We start from the raw sequence: 20,241 nt of genomic DNA on the forward strand, positions 1-20,241 counted from the left end.
TCAGCGAAGGCGTCTGGACAGGCCCGACCTTATGCGTAGACTCCCCCTCCAGCAAAACAATCCGAGGGGGGATGCACATGCGTGGGGTTGTCCGCGGTTCCATCCGGTCAGGCTGCATCGGCGGCCTCGCCATGGCGGCGTGCCTGTTCGGCGCCCTGCCCGCTCTGGCGCTCGACGCCATCGTCGAGAAGAAGGTCTTCGAGATGCCGTCCTACACCACCACCGGTGGCGGGACGATCAAGAATGTCCGCATCGGCTGGGAAAGCTACGGCAAGCTGAACGACGCCAAGGACAACGTCATCCTCATCACCCATTTCTTCAGCGGCAATAGCCATGCCGCCGGGAAATACAAGGCTGATGATGCCGCTCCCGGCTATTGGGACAGCATCATCGGTCCCGGCAAGCCGCTGGACACCGACAAATATTTCATCATCGCCTCCGACACGCTGGTGAACCTGTCGCCCAAGGATCCCAACGTCGTCACCACCGGCCCGACCAGCATCAATCCGGATACCGGCAAGCCCTATGGCATGAGCTTCCCCATCGTCACCATCCAGGACTTCGTCAATGTCCAGAAGGCGCTGGTCGACAGCCTGGGCATCAAGACCCTGCAAGCGGTGATGGGCGGCTCGATGGGGTCGCTCCAGGCCTTCGAATGGGGGGCCGACCATCCGGAGATGGTCAAGCGCGTCATCGCCGCCATCGGCGGACCGGAGGCCGACCCCTTCCTGATCGGCTGGCTGAACCTGTGGGCGGCACCGATCAGACTCGACCCCAACTGGAACAACGGCGACTATTACGGAAAGGCGGAGCCGAAGGCCGGCCTGACCGAAGCGCTGAAGCTGGTCACCCTGCACGCCCGCCATTGGAAATGGGCCGACGCCGCCTTCGGCCGCAAATGGGCGGAGGACGGCAAGGACCCGAAGGCCGCGATGGGCAACCAGTACGCCATCGAAGCCTGGCTGGAAAAGGCGGCTTCCGGCCGTGCCGCCGTCAGCGACGCCAACCACTTCCTCTATCTGGTGAAGGCCAACCAGACCTTCGTCACCGGCAACGGCGCCTCGCTGGAGGACGGTCTGGCGAAGATCAAGGCTCCGGTCCTGCTGATCCCATCGGCCGACGACCTCGTCTTCCCGCCGGACCGCAACATGCGTCCGCTGAAGGACCGGTTGGAGAAGCAGGGGAATGCGGTGGAGTACACCGAGTCAATCACCTCGACGCTCGGCCATCTCGACGGCGTGGTGAACATCGGCAAGGCGGGCGACACGATCGCGCAGTTCCTGGCGAAGTGAGGTGGCGGGGGCTTTGGACGCCGGAGCCCCCTACTCCCCGCTGACTGGCGCTCCGCGGAAGTTCAGCAGGCTCGGCGCCTTGTCGATGATCTCTTCCAGGATCAGAGACGCCGTCTCCAGGTCACGGTCCAGTTCCGGGCCGAGCTTGCCGACATAATTGGGCCGCTTCAGCTTTTCCGCGGCATCGTGCAGGCTGCGCAGCTCGGCGACGAAGATCTCGCGGGCACCCATCGGCAGGATCGGGTTGGCCGACAGCACGAAGAAGAAGCGCATGCTGGCCCGCACCAGAAGGGCCAGCATCACCATGTCCAGCTTCTCGAACTGGTCGCGCAGATCGTCGGAACGCGCATCGACCAGATTGCGCAGGCGCTGCTCGATCAGGATGACCAGCGCCTGGAACTCGCCCACCTTGTCGCGGAAATCGCGGTAGGCGCCGAAGCTGTGCTTGCTGGCCTCATGCTCGGCCAACTGGGCCAGCTTCGATGCCTCACGGCACTGGCGCTCCAGCGCGCCCAGCAGTTCCTTGACCTCGGTTCGGGTGTATTGGCGCTTGCTCATGGGACTCGGCCGGGTTTGTGCAGGTATTCGGACTGGCGGTCTGACGTTCCGTCAAGCTATAGCACAACCCATAGGCGGCAACCTATCCCATGCTCAATGGTCCGCCTTCACCGGACCGCCCGGACGGCGCACCAGCGGCATGAACAGCAGCGCGCCGAAGAACACCGCCGACATCAGCAGCATGGCGTCGTTGAAGGTCAGGATCAGCGCCTCGCGCTGGACCAGCCCGACCAGCCTGGACATCGCGGCGGCGGTCGGATCGGCCACCAGCCCGTCGAAGCGCTGGCTGAGATTGTCGACCATCTGCTGCACCTCCGGACGGGCCAGGTTCACATTGTCGCCGAGCCGGTTCAGGTGCAGCGCGTTGCGGTCGGTCAGCACCGTGTTGATCGCGGCCAACCCGATGGCGCCGCCCAGGTTGCGCATCAGGTTGTAGAGGCCAGACGCGTTCTTCAGCTTGTCCGGCGACAGGGTGCCCAGCGCCACGCTGTTGATCGGGATGAAGCACAGCATCAGCGACATGCCGCGCACCGCCTGCGGCAGGAACAGCTCCCAGAAGCCGGTGTCGGCGGTGAAATGGCTGTTCAGCCAGACGCCGGTGCCGAACAGGATCAGCCCCAGCGCCAGCATGGCGCGCAGGTCCATCCGCTTCGACAGTGCGCCGGCGATGGGTGCCGACATGAACTGGAAGATGCCGGTCACGAACATGATCTCGCCGATCTGCAAACTGTTGAAGCCGCGCACGCGGGCCAGGAACAGCGGCTGCAGATAGACCGACCCGTAGAGACCGATGCCGAGGATGAAGCTGTAGAGCGAGCCGATGGCGAAGTTGCGATCGGCGAAGGCGCGCAGTTCCACGATGGGATTGCGGTAGGACAGCACCCGCCAGAAGAAGCCGGCGGCGGAGACGGCGGCCACCACCGCCAGCGCGAAGATCGCCTCGTCGTCGAACCAGTCGTTGCGCGGCCCCTCCTCCACCACATACTCCAGGCTGCCCAGGAAAGCGGCCATCAGCCCCAGCCCGAGGAAGTCGAAGCCCTTGCGCAGTTCCGGATTCGGCCGGTCGACATCGACCAGGAACCAGACCAGCGAGGTCACCAGGATGCCGGGGATGACGTTGGCCAGGAACAGCCAGTGCCAGGACAGGTGCTGGGTCAGATAGCCGCCCAGCGTCGGGCCGATGGTCGGCGCCATGGTGGCGACCAGCCCCATCATCACCGACACGCCCGCCCGCTTTTCCGGCGGGAAGATCATGAAGCTGGTGGCGAACACCGTCGGAATCATCGCGCCGCCGATGAAGCCCTGCAAAGCCCGCCAGACGATCATCGATTCGATGCCGCCGGCAAAGGCGCAGGCGACGCTGGTCAGGGTGAAGCCGGCCGCCGCCAGGGTGAACAGCACGCGGGTCGACATGATGCGCGACAGGATGCCCGACAGCGGGATCATCACGACCTCCGCGATCAGGTAGGAGGTCTGCACCCACGAAATCTCGTCGGCGCTGGCGGCGAGGCCGGCCTGGATTTCCGACAGCGAACTGGAGACGATCTGGATGTCCAGGATCGCCATGAACATGCCGACGACCATCGCGAAGAAGCCGGCGATGTCGCGGGGGGTGAGGGGGCGCATGCCCTGGGCCGGTGTCGCCATGGAACCGCTGCCTTCCGTCCGGCCGAACGACTGCCGCCCCGGGGGTGGCCCCAGGGCTGACTTCGGCCGATATTCTGCCTGGATCTATTGACGTGACTGACGGACAGGGACGCCGCCCCGAAGGGGGAGGAGGAGCGGCGTCCCCGCCGGAGCTGTGGCCGCTTATCTGGCGGCCACCGCCTGCTTGTCGGTCAGCGCGCCGAAGACGCCGCCGCTGGCCAGATGCGGCTGGCTGTCGGCACCGCGGGTGTCGACCTCCGCCTCCACGGACAGGCCGGGACGCAGCAGGCCGGCCAGCGCGTTGTCGCGCGGCAGGGCGATGCGGACGGGAACGCGCTGCACGATCTTGGTGAAGTTGCCGGTCGCATTCTCCGGCGGCAGCAGCGAGAACTTGGACCCCGAAGCCGGGGCGAAGCTTTCCACCGTGCCGATCAGATTGCGATCCGGGAAGGCGTCGACGGAGATGCTGACATGCTGGCCGGGGCGCATGCGCGACAGCTGTGTCTCCTTGAAGTTGGCGACCACATAGACGTCGGGCAGCGGCACCAGCGACAGCATCTGCACGCCCGGCCGGGCATACTGGCCGACCTGGACGCCGCGGTTGCCGATCACGCCGTCGACCGGCGCACGGATCACGGTGTTGTCCAGATCGTTGCGCGCCGTCTGCAGGGTGGCCTGCGACTGGGCCAGATGGGCTTCCGTCTCGGTCCGGGTGGCGCGCAGGACGTTGACCTGCTCGTTCTCCGAGGCCAGCGCCGCCCGCGCCTTCGCCACCTGCGCCACCGCCTTGCGCAGGTCGGCGTCGGCGGTTTCCAGCTTCTGGCGACTGGTCCAGCTGTCGCTGGCCAGCGAGCGGTTGCGCTCATAGTCCTGCTGGGCGCGACGCTGTTCGGCCTCGGCGCTCGCCAACGTGGCGGCGGCCTGATCGATCACCGTGCGCTGAAGCTCCAGCTTGCTGTCCAGCGTGCCGAGCGCCGCCTTCTGCGCGGTCACCGCGGCTTCGGACTCCGCCACCTTGGCGCGGAAATCCTGGTCGTCGAGGATCGCCAGCACGTCGCCCGTCCGCACCAGCTGATTTTCGGCGACCTTCACATCGCGGACATAGGCGGAGATCTTCGGGCTGACGACGGTGATGTCGCTCTGCACATAGGCATTGTCGGTCGATTCCATGAACCGGCCTTCCGTCCACCAATGTTGGCCGGCGACGGCGCCACCTGCCAGCACGGCCAGCGCAACGCCCGACAGCACGATCTTCCGCACGCCATTCGCCATTGTCTCTATCCCCAATCCACCGCGATCCGGTCAGGATTCCGCCGATGCGCTCTTGCCGGCGCCGTCACGGAAAAGAAACTGAACCGTTCAGTTTAGTCTTGCCGGAAGATGGCGGACGGCCTATCTGTTGTCAAGACCGAACTGAACGGTTTAGTTTTTGTCAACGGGTGTCAGGGGGCTTGTCGGGCGATGCGGAACGCGGTAGGGGCCAAGCACATGGACTCAGGCGAGGCGCGCATGACCACGTTGGTTGCCCCCACTCCCGAAGCAGGATCGAAGCCGGCCCAGATCATGGACGCGGCCGGCACCCTGTTCCTGGAACATGGCTACAGTGCCGTCAGCATGGACGCGGTCGCCAAGAAGGCGAACGTGTCCAAGGCGACGCTGTACGCCCATTTCGGCAGCAAGGAGGAACTGTTCCGGGCGATGGTCGCCTCCGAATGCGCGTACTCCGTCCTGGCCGGCGTGTGGGACGAGGCGATGCACCTTCCGGCAGCGGACGGTCTTCGCCTGATCGGCCGAACCTTCGTCCGCTTCATCGCCTCGGCCAAGGCGCTGGGCCTTTACCGCATGGTGCTGGGCGAAGTGCTGCGGCAGCCGCAGTTGGCCCAGGCCTTCTATGACAGCGGCCCTGCAGAGACCTTCCAGCGCGGGCGCCAGCTCATGGCCCACATGACGGAAAGGGGCGACTTGGCGATCACCGACTGCGATCTCGCGACCCACCAGTTTTTCGGGCTGCTGAAGGCCAACATGCACATGAAGCTTCTGCTGTGCCTGAGCGAACGGCCGAGCGACGAGGAGTTGGAGCGGTTCGTCGATGCCGCCGTGGACCTTTTCGTCAAAGGCTATGCGCCCGAGGCACGCTGAGGGGCGGGGCGCCTGAAATACGCTCAATAAGAGTTGAGCCGCAGCGCCTACAAACCCTCAGTTGGTACCAGCGACAATCTAGATCCAATAGTCATAAATCCAGCCGCAAATCTCGCTCCCTTCGGCTTGTCACCGGCCAAGGCTTCGTATAGCGTGCCCATGACATACCGGCGTAACGGTGCGTGGCGGGTTTGCGGATGGATTTCGAGACGACCTTCATCGCGCAGGTCATCACCGTAATAGGCTTTGCCGTCGGGCTGTCCATTGCCGTTGCCTCCGGCCGCTATCCGCACCATATCCGCAACTCCCTGCGCGCCTATGCCTATGGCAAGTTCCTGGTAGGGACGGGCTTCCTGGTCGCCGGTACGCGAGGCGGCCTGGCGCCGGACCTGCTCGTGCCGCTCGCCAACGGGTTGGGCATCGCCGGGTTGGCGATGAACTACACCAGTGTCCGCCATTTGCAGAATCGGCCAGCACCGCCGCTGCTGCCCGTGGCCGTCGGGCTGGCGGTGGGGCTGGTCGGTGCCCTGCTGCTGCTGTCCGGCGGTGGCCTCTCTTCGATCCGTATCCTGGTCAGTTTCACGACGGCGGCCGTGCTGCTGGTGATCGCCTTCGAAGTGCTGGTGCGTTACGAGGGGCGCGGCATTCCCCACTATGTCACCGGGATTCTCTGCGCCTCCCTGGCCATGGCCTATCTGGTCCGCATGGGCGCCGGTGTGACACAGGGCGAGGCACCGACCGCCTACATGCTCGACGACCGGGTGGAGCGTCTCACCTTCCTGCTGACGCTGCTGGGAACGGTGGTCGGGGCGATCAACTATGTCCTGATGGCCAGCGACGAGTTCAACCGCGAACTGGCGAAGCTCGCCCACACCGACGGGCTGACCGGCAGCCTGAACCGCCGCCGCCTGTTCGAGCTGGGCGAGGTCGAGTTCCGCCGCGCCCGCCGCCACGGTCGCGACCTGACGGTGCTGGTGCTCGACATCGACCGCTTCAAGGCGGTCAACGACCGGGCCGGCCATCCATTCGGCGACCGGGTCATCCAGGCGGTGGCCGATTGCTGTGCCGCGCAGATCCGGCACGAGGATTCGGTGGGCAGGATCGGCGGGGAGGAATTCGCCATCCTGCTGCCGGAAACGGGTGCCGAGGCCGGCCGGCTGCTGGCCGAGCGGCTGCGCAGCGCCATCGAGCGGCAGCTGGCCCAGCTTGGCGCCGAAGGCGGTGTGACGGTGACCTGCAGCATCGGCGGCGTCAGCCTGACGCGGGAACACAGCGAGTTTTCCGACCTGATGGCCCAATCGGACAGCGCGCTCTACGATGCGAAACATGCCGGGCGCAATCAGGTGCGTTTCTACCCCGCGGTGGCGCTGACCCCTGCGTTGCACGCCTGACAGCCAGGAAAAGGACGCGCGGGACCGGTTAGAAAAAGCGGCCCTGCGGGCAATGACGCACGGCCGCCTTTACCCGCGGGGCCGCTTGCCGCATTATCCGCGCCGGTCCCCGCCGGCCGGCTTACTCCGGTCGATAGTCCGGGGCCGGCTTGCCGGGTCCGATCCGGCTCCGTCCCTTCCGGCAACATCGGCGCAAGGTCGTGGTTCTTTCCCATCTCGGCTCCGGCGGCCTGGAGCCGCAGCGGTCGCAGCTGACGCTCGGCACAAAATTCAGGCTCATCAACTGGGGGCTGGTCCTGCTGATCTGCACGATCACCGGGGTCGGCGTCGGGCTTCTCTATTCCGCCGCCGGCGGCCATTGGAAGCCGTGGGCGCAGCCGCAGCTGGTCCGCGCCATTCCCGGCCTCGTCCTGATGCTGGGGATCGCGCTGGTCGACATCCGCCACCTGATGAAGTCGGCCTACGTCATCTTCTTCATGGTGCTCTGCCTGCTGATCGCGGTGGAACTGATGGGCCGCATCGGCATGGGCGCCCAGCGCTGGATCGACCTCGGCTTCTTCCAGCTCCAGCCGTCGGAGCTGATGAAACCGGCGCTGACGCTGGCGCTCGCCCGCTATTTCCACGGGGTGACGCTGGACCAGATCGGGCGGCCGCTGCTGCTGATCCCGCCGCTGCTGCTGGTCTTCACGCCCGTCGCCTTCGTCCTGATGCAGCCCAACCTCGGCACCTCGCTGCTGCTGATCATGGGCAGCGGTGCCATCTTCTTCGCCGCCGGGGTCCGGGTGTGGAAGTTCCTGCTGGTGATCGGCGGCGGCCTCAGCGCCATCCCCATCGCCTGGGAGTTCCTGCACGATTACCAGAAGCAGCGCGTCTACACCTTCCTCGATCCGGAGACCGATCCCCTCGGCGCCGGCTACAACATCCTGCAATCGAAGATCGCGCTGGGCTCCGGCGGCCTGTTCGGCAAGGGCTTCATGTCCGGCTCGCAGAGCCAGCTGATGTTCCTGCCGGAAAAGCACACCGACTTCATCTTCGTCGTCCTGGCGGAGGAGTTCGGCATGGTCGGCGCCGCCACGCTGCTGGCGCTCTACATCCTGCTGTTCATCTATGGCTGGGTGATCGCGCTGAACAGCCGCAGCCAGTTCGGCCGGCTGGTCGCGGTCGGCATGACGGCTCAGTTTTTCCTCTATGTCTTCGTCAACGTGGCGATGGTGATGGGCCTGATCCCCGTCGTCGGCATCCCGCTGCCGCTGGTGTCCTATGGCGGATCGGCGATGATGACGCTGATGATCGGCGTCGGCCTGCTGCTGAGCATGTCGGTCCACCGCGACGTGCGCATCCCCAAGAGCGGCGTCACCGACGTTTGACGTCCCGCGTCTGACACCCGACGTCCGACATCCCCCATTCGGTTCGGTTATCGGCTGAGGTACGCCGGGCAAGTGCCTGTCGCACCCCGGCCGCGCCGTTGCCGCTTCGCCCCACCCTCGCGATATCGGGGTGCAGGCCGACCGATCTTGCGGATAGGCCCGGTATCAGCGGGAGGAAATAGCCATGCGGAGAGATGCCTTAGGACAAAGCGGACGGACGACGGCGATCGGGGCGGGCCTTGCCGCCCTTCTGCTCGGCAGCGCACCGGCGCTGGCGGAGTCGCTGTTCAGCCATATCGGCGGCAGCTTCAGCGAGAATGCCGGGTCCTTCGAGACCTCACGCTGGCAGCGGTCGGACGGCTGGAAGGCCGGCGGGCACATGAACTGCACCTGGAGCCGCGCCAACGTCACCGCCGGGAAAGGCCACCTCGCCCTGTCGGTCAGCGACCGGATTTCCGGCAGCGAGCGCATGTCCGGCAGCGACCGCTACTCCTGCGGCGAATATTCGACGCACCGCTTTTACGGCTACGGCGCCTACACGGTGTCGCTGAAGGCGGTGAAGGCCGATGGGGTGATGACATCGGTCTCCCACTACACCGGCCCGCCCTTCGGCGATCCGTGGGACGAGATCACCATGGGGATCGCCGGCAAGGACACCACCAAGCTGGAGATCAGCTATGTGGTCAACGGCGCCGGACACCGCAACACGGTGGTCGATCTCGGCTTCGACGCCGCCAAGGGCGTCCACAGCTACGGCTTCGACTGGAAGCCCACCGGCATCGTCTGGACCGTCGACGGCAAGCCGGTCCATCAGGTGTCGGGCAAGCCGGAGGAGCTGCCGCGCATGCCGGGCCGGCTGATGCTGCGCTTCTGGAGCGCGTCCGGCGACACCGAATGGCTGCGCCGCTTCACCTATCCCGGCCATCCCCTGGCCGCCGAGGTCGCCTCCGTCACCTACCGAGAGGACCCGGCGAACCTCAGCAACTGAGAACCGCCCGGTCAGTCCAGCGCTTCGGCGCCCAGGTAGGATTCGACGACGCGGGGGTCGGCGACGACCTCCGCCGGGGCGCCGTCGGCGATCTTCTCGCCATGGTCCAGCACCACCACGCGGTCGGACAGCGCCATCACCGCGCGCATGACATGCTCGATCATCAGGATGGTCAGGCCTTCGCGCCGGTTCAGGTCGCGCAGGACCTCGACCATCCGGTCGACCTCGGTCGGGCGAAGCCCCGCCAGCACCTCGTCCAGCAGCAGCAGGGTCGGACGGGTGGCCAGCGCGCGGGCGACCTCCAGCCGCTTGCGGTCGGGCAGGGTCAGGCTGCGCGCCGGGCGGTTGGCCTGATCGGCCAGTTCCAGACGCTCCAGCACGGCGCGGGCCTGCCGCCTCGCGGTCTCCACCGACCGTTCGCGGGCCAGCGCGCCGACCACGACATTCTCCTCGACCGTCAGCTGACCGAAGGGCTTGACGATCTGGAAGGTGCGGCCGATTCCGGCGACGCAGACCTGGTTGGGCTTCAGGCCGGTCAGGTTGCGGCCCTTCAGCGTCACCCGACCCTCGTCCGGCGGAAAGACGCCGGCGATCAGGTTGAAGGTGGTGGTCTTGCCGGCGCCGTTCGGGCCGATCAGCGCCAGGATGCGCCCCTCCGGCACGGTGAAGCTGACCTCCGACACCGCCTTCAGCCCGCGGAACCGCTTGGACAGGCGCTCGACCTCAAGCAAGGCGGTCATCTCAGGCGCCCTCCCCCGGCTGGCGGACGAGACGCAGGCGGCGGGCCAGCCAGGGCCACACGCCCTCCGGCCGGAATACCACGATCACCACCAGCGCCGCGCCGTAGAACAGTTGCTTCAGGCCGGGCAAGTCCAGCCCGCCGGCCTCGATCAGGAAGGTCAGCGCCTCGCCCAGCGGCGTCAGGATGAAGGCGCCGAGGATCGGGCCGACCAGCGTGCCGATGCCACCGACGATGGCCGGCAGGATGATCTCGATGGACCGGCCCATCGAGAAGACCTGCTCCGGGAACAGGTTGTTGAAATAGAAGGCCTGGAACACGCCGCCCAGCGCGGTCAGGGCGGACGACACCGCCACCGCCGTCATGCGGGCGCGGAACAGGTCGACACCCGACGCCTCCGCCGCGTCCGGTTCCTCGCGCACCGCCAGCCATTGATAGCCGAGCCGGCTGTGCAGCAGGGCGCGCGACAGGAACAGCGCGCCGACGACCAGCGCCAGCGCCACGTAATAGAAAAGCACCGGCGAGCCGCGCAGGTTCAGCGGATCGCTCGCCCCCGCCTCCACCGGCAGGAAGAAGCCGCCGGAGCCGCCGACCCAGGTGATGTGGTCGAAGCCGATGCGCGCCACCTCGGCGAAGGCGATGGTCAGCAGGGCGAAATGCACGCCCTTCACCCCGAAGCGGAAGCCCAGGAAGCCGATGACGCAGCCTGCCACCACCGCGACCAGCATCGCCAGGACCATGCCGGCCCAGGGGCCGATGCCGAAATGGACGAACAGCGCGGCACTGACATAGGCGCCGAGGCCGACATACAGCGCATGGCCCAGCGACAGCAGGCCGGAAAAGCCCATCATCACGTTCCAGGCCTGACCGACATAGGCGAACCACAGCACGGTGGTCAGCACCGACACCAGATAACGGTCGGCGACGAAGGGCGCCACCGCCAGTCCCAGCGCCGCCAGGACCAGCAGCGCCATCCCGCGCCCGGTAATTCCGGAAAACATCACGCCCGAAAGCCCGCTCATGACCGTTTCCCCAACAGCCCTTGCGGGCGCAGCAGCAGAACCACGATCAGCACCCCGTAGCTGAACAGGGATTTCATGGACGGCGTCAGCAGGAAGCCGGCCAGCGCCTCCGACATGCCGATCAGCACGCCGCCCAGCAGCGCGCCGGGCAGGCTGCCCAGCCCGCCGACGATGACGATGATGAAGCTGAGCAGCGTGTATTCCGGCGCCAGCTGCGGCCGGGCATCGACCAGAAGCGTCATCAGCGCACCCGCCACCCCGACCACCGCGGCACCGATGCCGAAGGTCAGGGCATAGAGCCCGTCGATGTTCAGCCCGACCACGCGGGCGCCCAGCGGGTTGTCGGCACAGGCGCGGATCGCCTTGCCGGTGCGGCTGAATCGGAAGAAGGCGAACAGCGCCGCCGCCACCACGATGGCCGCCGCCCCGGCACGCAGCCGCACGGCATCCAGCAGCATCGACCCGATCTCCACCGTGTCGAAGCTGTAGGGCACCTGGACGTTGCGGGCGTCCGGGCCGAACAGCATCAGCATGGCGTTGACCAGGATGGTGGCGATGCCCAGCAGCAGGATGAACTGCATGTGCTCCGGCCGCTCGACGAACTTGTTGACCAGCCCGCGCTGCAACAGCCAGCCGCAGACGAACAGCAGCGCCGCCATGAGCGGAGCCGACAGCAGCGGGTCGAGACCCAGCCAGCCGCCCAGCAGCACCGCGCCGTACATGCCCGCCACCATCATCTCGCCATGGGCGAAGTTGACGACGCGCACCACGCCGAAGATGACCGAAAGCCCCAGCGCCGCCAGCCCGTAGACCAGGCCGGTCAGCAGGCCGGAGGCCGCGATGTTCAAATAATAGTCGATCGGCATGGGCGGCGGATTGTCCGAACGGTTGGGTTCTGCGGGTTAGCAGTCCAAGGGGGATGCAGGCAAGCCAGAACGACCGCTGGCAACGCGATTCGTCCCGATCCCGCTATGGCCGGCCGGCGATCCGGGTGCCGCCGCGCAGGCTCGCGATACGCTCCGTCACCTCATTCAACCGGCGGTCGAGTGCCGTCGCCAGACAGGACTGCGCCGCCGCGGCCACTGCCGGGTCCCCCTCGGTCCCGCTGCGAATCCAGCAAAGTGCCGCGATCCGCTCGTGGAAGCGCCGCTCGTCCTGAATCAGTTCATAGGCCGCGCCGGCGCGAGCCGCCGGATCGGCGATGCCGGACAGAAAGCGATCCTGCGTTCCGCGGGCACGGCCGTCGAGAAATGCGAGCGCCGGGACGTCGCAGATCATCCGCCGCAGCGGCGCCGTCACGATGGCACAGCGCGGATCGGCGACCGGCGCTGGCGGCGGCTCCGGTGGCGGCTCCGGTGGCTTGGCGATGGCGACCTCGGGCACCGGAGCGGCTAAGGACGGCGGTGGGGGCGGCGGTGCGGTCTTGACCGCGACCGCAACCGTCCCGGCCGGCCGGGAAGCCGGCAGCGACGGCTTTCCCCCGCCCAGCGACTCCCGCACCACCCGCACCGGCATGCCGATCTCCGCCGCCGCGAAGACGGTCTCGATGTCCGCGGGCAGCATGCGGAAACACCCGCCGCTGGCTCGTGTGCCGATCGAGTCCGGGTCGTTGGTGCCGTGGATGGCGATGGCCGGCCAGCCGAGATCGAGCGCGAACCGGCCCAGCGGGTTGTCCGGTCCGGGCGGAACCGCCCGCGGCAGGGCGGGGTTGTCGCGCCGCTGGTTGGCGGTCGGCCGCCATGTCGGGTCGCGGCGCTTGCGCTGGATGCTGCTGTCGCCGACGGGAATCGGCACGCCGGGACGGCCGATGGCGACTGGAAAGCTGCGGGTTCCGCCGTCGGGATCCGTCAGGTAGAGGCGGCGGTCGGCAAGGCTGATGGCAATCGACCGGCCGCCCAGCTTCGGATCGACCGGTCCTGGATCGGCCGCCCCCGGATCGGCCGCCTGGGCCGCATCCGCGCCGGCGATCCCGGCAAGGGCGAGGAGAGCCCACAAAAGACACCGTGCCAGGATGGCGGTGGCGGCTGTTGTCGGTCGGAGGATGACGCCGCGGTCGCGGTCTCCCCGAAAGGTCGTAAATCCATGCATGCGGAAAGTTGATCGCGTGTCCCCTAAAACAGGGTAAACAGCATGGGACGACGGTCGCCGGGGAACGGGGCCGCCCCGGACAGCAAGGACGTGCATCATGGACCAGATCGAGCAGACGTTGGCCGTCGCAACGGAACACCACCGCGCCGGCCGCACCGCGGAGGCCGAACGGCTGTATCGCGACGTGCTGGACGCGTCGCCCGGCCATCCGGACGCCCTGCATCTGCTGGGCGTGATCGCGCTGCAATCCGGCCGGGCGGACGAGGCGGTGGACCGCATCGCCCAGGCCGTGGCCGGCGACGACGGTTCCCCGCTGTTCCATGCCAATCTGGGTCACGCCCTGCACGCGTCCGGCCGCCACCGCGAGGCGGCGATGAGCTTCGCCCGCGCCCTGACCCTGCTGACCAACGAGGGAGAGGGCTGGGGCAATGTCGGGGCGCTCGCCAACCTGATCCGCCGCTATGACGACGACATCCGTGCCGCCGCCGCCGCCGAGGTCGATGCCCGCTACACCATGGGCGACGTGATGCGGCGCCAGTCGCTGCTTTTCCTGCTGACCGGCGACGTGGCCCATTACCGCGCCCTGGTGAACACGGCACTGGAAGACCCGCTGCGCTTCTCCATCCCGTCGATGCATTACGCCTATTGGGGCATCGCCATGCGGTTGTTCCAGGGCGACACGCGCAAGGGCGATGTCAGCGCCTTCACCACCGGCGAATTCCGCCGGTTCTACCGCCTGCTGGTGGATGAGACGGCGCGCCGCTACGGCCTCGACACCCGACTGCGCCGGGTGGCGCCGCGCACTGCGGTGAGGCGGGTGGCGCTGATCACCAACCAGATGCTCGGCGAGGGGCACCAGCCGACCACCGACGCCTTCGATTATGCCCGCCGGCTCCAGGACCACCATGGCTGCCAGGTGCTGATCGTCAACCCCAACGCCATGGCGGTGGAAGGCGAGAACGGCTTCGTTCCCGAATACAGCTACAACGTCACCGCGGAATATGACGGTGAACAGACCCTGACCGCCTTCGGCGCCGAGGTCCGCATGCTGTCCTTCCCGCAGCCGCGTTTCGACGAGGAGAAGCTGACCGCCATCGTCGATGCGGTGCAGCGCTTCGATCCCGATGTGATCGTTGCCTTCGGCGGCTCCAACACGGTGGCCGATCTGTTCGCCCGCAGCCGGCCGGTGGTGTTCCTGCCGACCTCCAGCGGCCTGCCGCCCTCGCTCGCCACGCTTCTGCTGGGCTATGCCCCGGAGGACAGCGCCGCCGGCTGGCCGGAGGAGGCGCGGGCGCGCTTCCGTCCCTTCTCCTTCGGCTGGACCCTGCCGGATGCCGGTCCGGCACGCAGCCGCGCCGATTTCGGCCTGCCGGCCGACGGGCCGCTCTATGTCGTCGTCGGCAACCGCCTGGATCAGGAGGTTGGGCCGGAGTTCCTCGAAACGCTCGACCGCCTGCTCGACCGCGTGCCCGACGCGCATGTCGCCTTCGCCGGCGCAGTGACCGACCTGCCGGGCCGGATCGCCGCCGCCCGCAACGCGGCGCGGATGCATGCGCTGGGAGATGTCGACGCTATTCGCGGGCTGTATGGCGTGGCGACCGCCTATCTGAACCCGCCGCGCCAGGGCGGCGGCGGCAGCGCGGCCTTCGCGCTGGCGGACGGGTTGCCGGTGGTGAGCTATACCCAGGGCGATGTCGCCGGCATCGTCGGCGCCGCCTCGACCGTTGCCGACGAGGCCGCCTTCCTGGACCGTGCCGCGACGCTTGGACAGGATGCCGCCGCACGGGCGCAGGCTGCCGAGGCGGCACGCACCCGCTTCGCCGAGACGGCGGACCGCGCGCGGTCGGTGGAGAAGCTGCTGGACTATGCGCGCGAGGCGCAGGAGCTGTACTGAAACCCCGCCCCTCCCCTGCCCCAGACAGACGTCCGCCCGGCCCCTGTACGAAGCAGACCTTCGTACAGGGGCCGGGCGGAACCGTTTCAGACGCTATCCGACGGCGGCAGTCTCAGGCCGTCACTGATCGTACGTCCCGGCGCCGACGATGTAACGGCCATCGCGGGTGACGTAGGAATGCTTGTGCTCGACCTTGTTGGTCTGGCGGTTCAGCCAGACATAGTCGATGACGGCGTTCGGCTTGTCCTTGGTCTCCCCGATCATCGCCTGGACGATGGGCTTGCCTTCCGCGTCCTTCAGATCGGCGGCGTTGGAGCCGGCCAGCTTCGGGTTGGCGCCGGAGGCGACATAGCGGCCGTCGGTGTCGAAGACGAACACATACAGCTCACCGCGGCGGAAGCTGCCCTTGGGGTCTTGGAAGGCCTTGGTCGCCTCGTCCGGCCCCTTGGCCTTCAGATAGGCGACGGCCTCGGCGACCAGCGACTTGGCCTGCTCGGGCGTGGCGTGATCGGCGGCGAAGGCCGGTGCGGTCAGCAGGGCCGCCGCGACGGAGACCAGGGATGCGGTTCTGCGAATCATGGATGACCACCTTGGAAGAAAGGAAGGGAGGGAAGGAGCCAACGATCCGGCAGGGGGTCACTCCTCGTGCACGGTTTCCAGCCAGGAGCGGATCGACCACAGCGCCTCCTGCCCCAGTGCTTCGCCGAATTGCGGCATGTAGGTGACGCCGTTGCGGATCGAGCCGTTGGTGACGCGCTCCTTGAACCACTCGTCGCCGGCATCCCCCTTCTCCAGATAGCGCAGGTCGGGGGCGATGCCGCCGGACACCGCGCCCAGCCCATGGCAGCGCGCGCAGTTCTGGTTGAAGGCGGACGAACCGATCTCGATGGCGCGCGGGTTGCCGCGGTAGGGATTGCTGTCCCGCCACTTCTCACCCAGCTTCTCCAGCCCGGTGGTATCCACCGGCTGCGGGACGACATCGCCATGGGCGAAAACCAGACCGGGAAGAGCGACGGCGCCGATCAGACCAATTGCGGCTGCGAGCCGAACAATCCGTGCATTCATGAGAAAGACGTTCCCTCTGTTTCTGGCCGCCCTGCGGCCTTTGCTTCGCATGAGCGGACGTTACCAGCAGTGGGACCCACGAATAATTGGACTATGGTAGGACACAATCAAATCTGTGCGAAGAATGACTTTCCATGCCGTAGACACGGGAATGGGCGGACCGGATCGCTCCGGCCCGCCTTCCTCCCGCTTGTCCGCGCTGACGGTCAGGCCTTCGGCAGCTTGAAGACCCAGAGCGAACCGCCCTGGTTGATGTCCTTCACCAGCTTGGCGACGTCGCCGCCCCACAGCGGCACCGCACCGCCCCAGCCGGAGACGACGGCGACATACTGCTCGCCATCCATCTTCCAGGTGACCGGGCTGCCGACCACGCCGGAGCCGGTCTGGAACTTCCAGACCTCCTGGCCGGACTTGGCGTCGAAGGCCTTCAGATAGCCTTCCGGCGTGCCGGTGAAGACGAGGTTGCCGGCGGTGGTCAGGACGCCGCCCCACAGCGGGGCCGGGTTCTTGTACTCCCAGACGATCTTGCCGGTCTTCGGATCGACAGCGCGCAGCGCACCGATGTAATCGTCGTACAGCGGCTTGATGGTGAAGCCGGCGCCGAGATAGGCCGCACCCTTCTTGTAGGTGATCGGCTCGTTCCAGATGTCCATGCCCCACTCGTTGGCCGGGACATAGAACAGCTCGGTCTGCGGGTTGTAGGCCATCGGCATCCAGTTCTTGGCGCCCAGGAAGGCCGGGGCCGCGAACACCGACTTGCCCTTTGCGTCATGCGCATCGGCGGTCGCCGGGGCGCCCGGACGGTTGTCATCGTTGTACATCGGACGGCCGGTCTCGATGTCGATGCCCTTGGCCCAGGTGATCTTGGTGACGAAGGGCGAGGCGTTGATCAGCTTACCGTTGGTGCGGTCGATGACGTAGAAGAAGCCGTTGCGGTCAGCCTTGCCACCGGCCTTGATGACCTTGCCGTCCTTCTTCAGGTCGAAGGACACGAACTCGTTCACGCCGTCGAAGTCCCAGCCGTCATGCGGCGTGGTCTGGTAGTGCCACTTGATCTCGCCGTTGTCCGGATTGATGGCCAGCGTGGAGGAGGTGTAGAGATTGTCGCCCGGACGCAGGTGCGAGTTCCACGGCGCGGGGTTGCCGGTGCCGAAGAACAGCGTCTTGGTTTCCGGATCGTAGGTGCCGCCCAGCCAGGTGGCGCCGCCGCCGGTCTTGTACATGTCGCCGGGCCAGCTGGCGTTGGTCTTGCCGGTGACGGTCGAGTCCTTGCCGTTCAGCGTGCCCATGTTGCCTTCGATGGTCGGGCGCTGCCAGACCAGTTCGCCGGTTTCGGCATCGCGGGCTTCGACCATACCGATGACGCCGAACTCGCCGCCGGAATTGCCGGTGATGATCTTGCCGTCGATGATCAGCGGGGCGGCGGTGTTGGAATAGCCTTCCTTGTATTCCTGCAGCTTCTTGTTCCACACCACCTTGCCGGTCTCGCGGTTCAGCGCGACGAGGCGGGCGTCCAGCGTGGCGAAGTAGATCTTGTCTTTGTAGATCGCCGCACCGCGGTTGACCACGTCGCAGCAGGGCATGATGCCGTCGGGCAGGCGGTGATTGTATTCCCACTTCTTGTGGCCGGTGCGGGCATCGACCGCATAGAGGCGGGAATAGGACCCGGTGACGTAGATGGTGCCGTCATAGATGATGGGCTGGGCTTCCTGCCCGCGCTGCTTCTCGCCGCCGAAGGAGAAGGACCAGACCGGGACCAGCTTCTTGACGGTGTCGGCAGTCAGGTCGGTCAGCGGGCTGAAGCGCTGGGCCTGCGGCCCCATGCCATAGGTCAGGACCGCTTCGGTGTTGGTGGCGCTCTTCAGCAGATCGTCGCTGGACGGGCCCTCGGCGGCGAGGACGCCGGTGGCGCTGAACGCGGTCAGCGAGGCTGCCAGGGCGAGACTTGTAACCAGGCGCTTCATGTGCGGTTGCCTCCCAAAACTGATGATGACGGCACCGCCCGGGCAAGACCCGCCCGTTGCCGCCGGACGGGCGGGTCCGGCGGTGGCGAACGGAATCAGGGCGGCTTTTTCAAGCTTTTGGCGGCCGGAGGGGCCGCATCGCTCTACGATATTCGGCAGTGTAGACGGATGATCGGTCGGGTAAATTGTCGGATAGTAGCAGGCGTAAGCGTCAGTTCTCCTCCGGATCCTTAGCCCGTCAATTGACCCGCGGCAGACTTGCCTGCTCGATCTTCGGCCAGAGATGGGCGACGGAGCGGCGATACTCTTCCCGCAGCACGTCAAGCACTTGGAAGCGCTCCGGAATCGGCAGCTCCAACGCTTCGGCCATATCGAGGCCGGATGAGACGGCTTCGCGCAACGTGCCGTCGAGCCAAGTCAGCCAGTCGCGGGTCTGGGCGACACAGGCCTTGTCAGGACGGATGTGGCCGTGGTTGGGCACCAGCAGCCGGATGTCCAGCGCGTCGACCGCGTCCAGCTCCTTCAGCCAGTCGGCGACGGTGGCATGCGGCGTGGTCGGGGTGCGGTCGCAGAACACCACGCCGCCGGAGAACAGCACGCCCGTCGATTCGTCCAGGATCATCAGGTCGGCGGCGGTGTGGCCGCTCAGCGGGATCAGCCGCAGGCGGTGGTCGCCGAACTTGACGGTCGAGCCATAGACCGGCTCGGTCGGCAGCGTCACCTCGGTCCCGCGCATCCAATCGCCGACCAGCCGGTACATGTTCTCGGCAATGCCGTTGCCCTCCTCCTGGATGCCGGCGATGGTGCCGGGAAGCGCCGCGACGGGAACATCGGCGAAGGCCTGGTTTCCCAGCCAGTAATCCGGATGCAGGTTGCTGACGAAGACCTTGCGGATCGGCTTCTCGGTGACCTTGCGGATGGCCGCGCGCATCTCCTCGCCATAGCGGCGGGACGGGCCGGTCTGGATGACGATCACCCCGTCCGCCGTGACGATGAATCCCGAATTCAGGATGTTGCCGCCGTTGGCGCGGGTGAAATGCTTGGTGGAGCCTTCGAAGACGTACGTGTCGGAGGCGATCCTCGTCGGCTTCAGATCGTAGGTCGGCGTCCCGGCGGCCTGTGCCGCACCGGCCATCGCACCGGCGGCCAGCGATGTGGTGAGGACAGCGCTCAGCACCAGCCGGCGCAACAGCGGCATGCTCATTGGCCGACACTCCACGGCTGCCCGACCGGTTTCAGGGACATCGCCGGTTTGGCATCGGGCGGCGGCATCGGGATGGTCGCCCTGATCTCGCCACCCTGGTTATCCCGGCCACGCAGAATCAGTGCCGTGGCCTCCGGCGGCGGGCGGACATCCAGCGAGTAGACCGGATTCTCCGACACCGGCTCCAGGCTGTCGATCCGCGCCAGCGTCGGCGAACCGCCGGGGGTCTGCGCATCCACCTGCAGGGTTTCGACAAAATAGGCCGGGATGCCGTCGACCAGCCCGGTGTCGTTGGGATGGCGGATGCGCAGCCGCAGCCGCGCCACCCCGTCCTCGCCCGCCGGCCACAGCCGGGCCTGCACCTCGCCGACATGGTCGGCCCAGTCCTTCTGGGCATAGGATGCCGGCGGCGCGCTGCACCCGCCGCCCGCCGCGTCGACCAGCACGCCGGAGACATGCCAGACCCCGTCGGCGGTCCGCGCGGCGCCGCGCACTGCGGTGGCCTGCTGGATCTTGATGCGGGTGGCGATGTAGGGCGCCGCATTGCCGGGATGGTAGCGCATCACCAGCGGGAAGGGGTTCAGGTCGGCAATCGCCACCATCTCCACCACCCGCTCCAGCGCCGTGGCATCGACGGAAAGCGGCACCGCGCGGGTATCCTCCGCCGCCGGAGCGGTCACCTTGACCGCAGCATCGAACACCACCGGAGCGCCGGCGAAATACTGGTCGCGCAGTATGTCCCACATCACGGACTTCAGCGGATCGGACGGGGAGCTTGCGGCAAAGGCCGGAGCCGCGGCGACGAGAATCGCACCGGCAAGTCCCATATGGCGCAGCGCGTGTTTCATCCACCCCTCCCGACCCATACGGCAAACCATCCGCT

General features: G+C 67.1%; 18 protein-coding genes. 6 read left to right on the forward strand and 12 right to left on the reverse strand.

Annotation, left to right across the window (positions count from 1 at the left end):
* The first annotated feature begins 77 nt into the window (after positions 1-77).
* Positions 78-1,292, forward strand: coding sequence for a homoserine O-acetyltransferase (locus ABNQ40_RS17195; protein WP_247879607.1), 1,215 nt, complete (start codon positions 78-80; stop codon positions 1,290-1,292).
* A 30-nt stretch (positions 1,293-1,322) separates the two neighbouring features.
* Here ABNQ40_RS17195 and ABNQ40_RS17200 read toward each other — a convergent pair whose 3' ends face one another.
* The 3 genes from ABNQ40_RS17200 to ABNQ40_RS17210 all read right to left on the reverse strand — a co-directional run bounded on the left by ABNQ40_RS17200 (position 1,323) and on the right by ABNQ40_RS17210 (position 4,769).
* Positions 1,323-1,850, reverse strand: coding sequence for a hypothetical protein (locus ABNQ40_RS17200; protein WP_109048318.1), 528 nt, complete (start codon positions 1,848-1,850; stop codon positions 1,323-1,325).
* A gap of 93 nt (positions 1,851-1,943) precedes the next feature.
* Positions 1,944-3,497: a DHA2 family efflux MFS transporter permease subunit gene (locus ABNQ40_RS17205; RefSeq protein WP_109048317.1), complete on the reverse strand. Its 1,554-nt coding sequence runs from the start codon at positions 3,495-3,497 to the stop codon at positions 1,944-1,946.
* A 162-nt stretch (positions 3,498-3,659) separates the two neighbouring features.
* Positions 3,660-4,769, reverse strand: a complete 1,110-nt coding sequence (locus ABNQ40_RS17210; protein ID WP_109048316.1) for an HlyD family secretion protein — start codon at positions 4,767-4,769, stop codon at positions 3,660-3,662.
* A gap of 237 nt (positions 4,770-5,006) precedes the next feature.
* On the opposite strand from ABNQ40_RS17210, the gene ABNQ40_RS17215 reads away from it, so the two are divergent.
* The 4 genes from ABNQ40_RS17215 (at position 5,007) to ABNQ40_RS17230 (ending at position 9,382) form a co-directional block, all read left to right on the forward strand.
* A complete protein-coding gene (locus ABNQ40_RS17215; RefSeq protein ID WP_247879606.1) occupies positions 5,007-5,636 on the forward strand; it encodes a TetR/AcrR family transcriptional regulator in 630 nt (209 codons plus the stop codon).
* Positions 5,637-5,833: 197 nt separating this feature from the next.
* Positions 5,834-7,027 carry a diguanylate cyclase gene (locus ABNQ40_RS17220; RefSeq protein ID WP_109048314.1) on the forward strand — a complete coding sequence of 398 codons (1,194 nt, stop codon included), beginning with the start codon at positions 5,834-5,836 and terminating at the stop codon, positions 7,025-7,027.
* Between the two features lie 200 nt (positions 7,028-7,227).
* Complete coding sequence (gene rodA / locus ABNQ40_RS17225; protein ID WP_109490756.1) at positions 7,228-8,394, forward strand: rod shape-determining protein RodA; 1,167 nt, start codon at positions 7,228-7,230, stop codon at positions 8,392-8,394.
* Between the two features lie 184 nt (positions 8,395-8,578).
* Positions 8,579-9,382 (forward strand): family 16 glycosylhydrolase, encoded by an 804-nt coding sequence (locus ABNQ40_RS17230; protein ID WP_109048313.1) that lies wholly within the window; start codon positions 8,579-8,581, stop codon positions 9,380-9,382.
* Positions 9,383-9,393: 11 nt separating this feature from the next.
* Here ABNQ40_RS17230 and ABNQ40_RS17235 read toward each other — a convergent pair whose 3' ends face one another.
* From ABNQ40_RS17235 to ABNQ40_RS17250, 4 genes are all read right to left on the reverse strand, one after another.
* Entirely contained in the window at positions 9,394-10,122 is a 729-nt protein-coding gene (locus tag ABNQ40_RS17235; protein WP_109048312.1) for an ABC transporter ATP-binding protein, read from the reverse strand.
* A gap of 1 nt (position 10,123) precedes the next feature.
* The gene (locus ABNQ40_RS17240) at positions 10,124-11,143 is read right to left on the reverse strand and encodes a branched-chain amino acid ABC transporter permease (RefSeq protein WP_109048311.1); all 1,020 of its coding nucleotides are present in this window, start codon (positions 11,141-11,143) and stop codon (positions 10,124-10,126) included.
* Positions 11,140-12,009 (reverse strand): branched-chain amino acid ABC transporter permease, encoded by an 870-nt coding sequence (locus ABNQ40_RS17245; protein ID WP_109048310.1) that lies wholly within the window; start codon positions 12,007-12,009, stop codon positions 11,140-11,142. The genes ABNQ40_RS17240 and ABNQ40_RS17245 overlap by 4 nt, the downstream gene beginning before the upstream one ends.
* Positions 12,010-12,112: 103 nt before the next feature.
* Positions 12,113-13,138 (reverse strand): L,D-transpeptidase, encoded by a 1,026-nt coding sequence (locus ABNQ40_RS17250; protein ID WP_247879605.1) that lies wholly within the window; start codon positions 13,136-13,138, stop codon positions 12,113-12,115.
* 190 nt (positions 13,139-13,328) lie between these two features.
* Between ABNQ40_RS17250 and ABNQ40_RS17255 the strand changes: the two genes are divergently transcribed.
* Positions 13,329-15,125, forward strand: a complete 1,797-nt coding sequence (locus ABNQ40_RS17255) for a tetratricopeptide repeat protein (protein WP_391347377.1) — start codon at positions 13,329-13,331, stop codon at positions 15,123-15,125.
* Positions 15,126-15,245: 120 nt separating this feature from the next.
* On the opposite strand, the gene ABNQ40_RS17260 is transcribed toward ABNQ40_RS17255, so the two are convergent.
* From ABNQ40_RS17260 to ABNQ40_RS17280, 5 genes are all read right to left on the reverse strand, one after another.
* Positions 15,246-15,704, reverse strand: coding sequence for a cache domain-containing protein (locus tag ABNQ40_RS17260; protein WP_391347380.1), 459 nt, complete (start codon positions 15,702-15,704; stop codon positions 15,246-15,248).
* Between the two features lie 57 nt (positions 15,705-15,761).
* Positions 15,762-16,190, reverse strand: a complete 429-nt coding sequence (pedF, locus tag ABNQ40_RS17265) for a cytochrome c-550 PedF (protein WP_199235244.1) — start codon at positions 16,188-16,190, stop codon at positions 15,762-15,764.
* A 206-nt stretch (positions 16,191-16,396) separates the two neighbouring features.
* A complete protein-coding gene (locus tag ABNQ40_RS17270; protein WP_109048306.1) occupies positions 16,397-18,154 on the reverse strand; it encodes a methanol/ethanol family PQQ-dependent dehydrogenase in 1,758 nt (585 codons plus the stop codon).
* 238 nt (positions 18,155-18,392) lie between these two features.
* Positions 18,393-19,358 carry a quinoprotein relay system zinc metallohydrolase 1 gene (locus ABNQ40_RS17275; RefSeq protein ID WP_391347385.1) on the reverse strand — a complete coding sequence of 322 codons (966 nt, stop codon included), beginning with the start codon at positions 19,356-19,358 and terminating at the stop codon, positions 18,393-18,395.
* Positions 19,355-20,206 carry a quinoprotein dehydrogenase-associated SoxYZ-like carrier gene (locus ABNQ40_RS17280; protein ID WP_391347387.1) on the reverse strand — a complete coding sequence of 284 codons (852 nt, stop codon included), beginning with the start codon at positions 20,204-20,206 and terminating at the stop codon, positions 19,355-19,357. The genes ABNQ40_RS17275 and ABNQ40_RS17280 overlap by 4 nt, the downstream gene beginning before the upstream one ends.
* Positions 20,207-20,241 lie beyond the last annotated feature (35 nt).

The sequence above is a fragment of the Azospirillum sp. A23 genome (assembly GCF_042938965.1).
GTDB lineage: Bacteria > Pseudomonadota > Alphaproteobacteria > Azospirillales > Azospirillaceae > Azospirillum > Azospirillum melinis.

What these genes read in the sequence shown, in the direction of transcription:
- ABNQ40_RS17195 (WP_247879607.1), top strand. Translation starts at nt 78, where the DNA reads ATGCGTGGGGTTGTCCGCGGTTCCATCCGGTCAGGCTGCATCGGCGGC.
- ABNQ40_RS17200 (WP_109048318.1), bottom strand. Translation starts at nt 1,850, where the DNA reads ATGAGCAAGCGCCAATACACCCGAACCGAGGTCAAGGAACTGCTGGGC.
- ABNQ40_RS17205 (WP_109048317.1), bottom strand. Translation starts at nt 3,497, where the DNA reads ATGGCGACACCGGCCCAGGGCATGCGCCCCCTCACCCCCCGCGACATC.
- ABNQ40_RS17210 (WP_109048316.1), bottom strand. Translation starts at nt 4,769, where the DNA reads ATGGCGAATGGCGTGCGGAAGATCGTGCTGTCGGGCGTTGCGCTGGCC.
- ABNQ40_RS17215 (WP_247879606.1), top strand. Translation starts at nt 5,007, where the DNA reads ATGACCACGTTGGTTGCCCCCACTCCCGAAGCAGGATCGAAGCCGGCC.
- ABNQ40_RS17220 (WP_109048314.1), top strand. Translation starts at nt 5,834, where the DNA reads ATGGATTTCGAGACGACCTTCATCGCGCAGGTCATCACCGTAATAGGC.
- ABNQ40_RS17230 (WP_109048313.1), top strand. Translation starts at nt 8,579, where the DNA reads ATGCGGAGAGATGCCTTAGGACAAAGCGGACGGACGACGGCGATCGGG.
- ABNQ40_RS17235 (WP_109048312.1), bottom strand. Translation starts at nt 10,122, where the DNA reads ATGACCGCCTTGCTTGAGGTCGAGCGCCTGTCCAAGCGGTTCCGCGGG.
- ABNQ40_RS17240 (WP_109048311.1), bottom strand. Translation starts at nt 11,143, where the DNA reads ATGAGCGGGCTTTCGGGCGTGATGTTTTCCGGAATTACCGGGCGCGGG.
- ABNQ40_RS17245 (WP_109048310.1), bottom strand. Translation starts at nt 12,009, where the DNA reads ATGCCGATCGACTATTATTTGAACATCGCGGCCTCCGGCCTGCTGACC.
- ABNQ40_RS17255 (WP_391347377.1), top strand. Translation starts at nt 13,329, where the DNA reads ATGGACCAGATCGAGCAGACGTTGGCCGTCGCAACGGAACACCACCGC.
- ABNQ40_RS17260 (WP_391347380.1), bottom strand. Translation starts at nt 15,704, where the DNA reads ATGATTCGCAGAACCGCATCCCTGGTCTCCGTCGCGGCGGCCCTGCTG.
- pedF (WP_199235244.1), bottom strand. Translation starts at nt 16,190, where the DNA reads ATGAATGCACGGATTGTTCGGCTCGCAGCCGCAATTGGTCTGATCGGC.
- ABNQ40_RS17270 (WP_109048306.1), bottom strand. Translation starts at nt 18,154, where the DNA reads ATGAAGCGCCTGGTTACAAGTCTCGCCCTGGCAGCCTCGCTGACCGCG.
- ABNQ40_RS17275 (WP_391347385.1), bottom strand. Translation starts at nt 19,358, where the DNA reads ATGAGCATGCCGCTGTTGCGCCGGCTGGTGCTGAGCGCTGTCCTCACC.
- ABNQ40_RS17280 (WP_391347387.1), bottom strand. Translation starts at nt 20,206, where the DNA reads ATGAAACACGCGCTGCGCCATATGGGACTTGCCGGTGCGATTCTCGTC.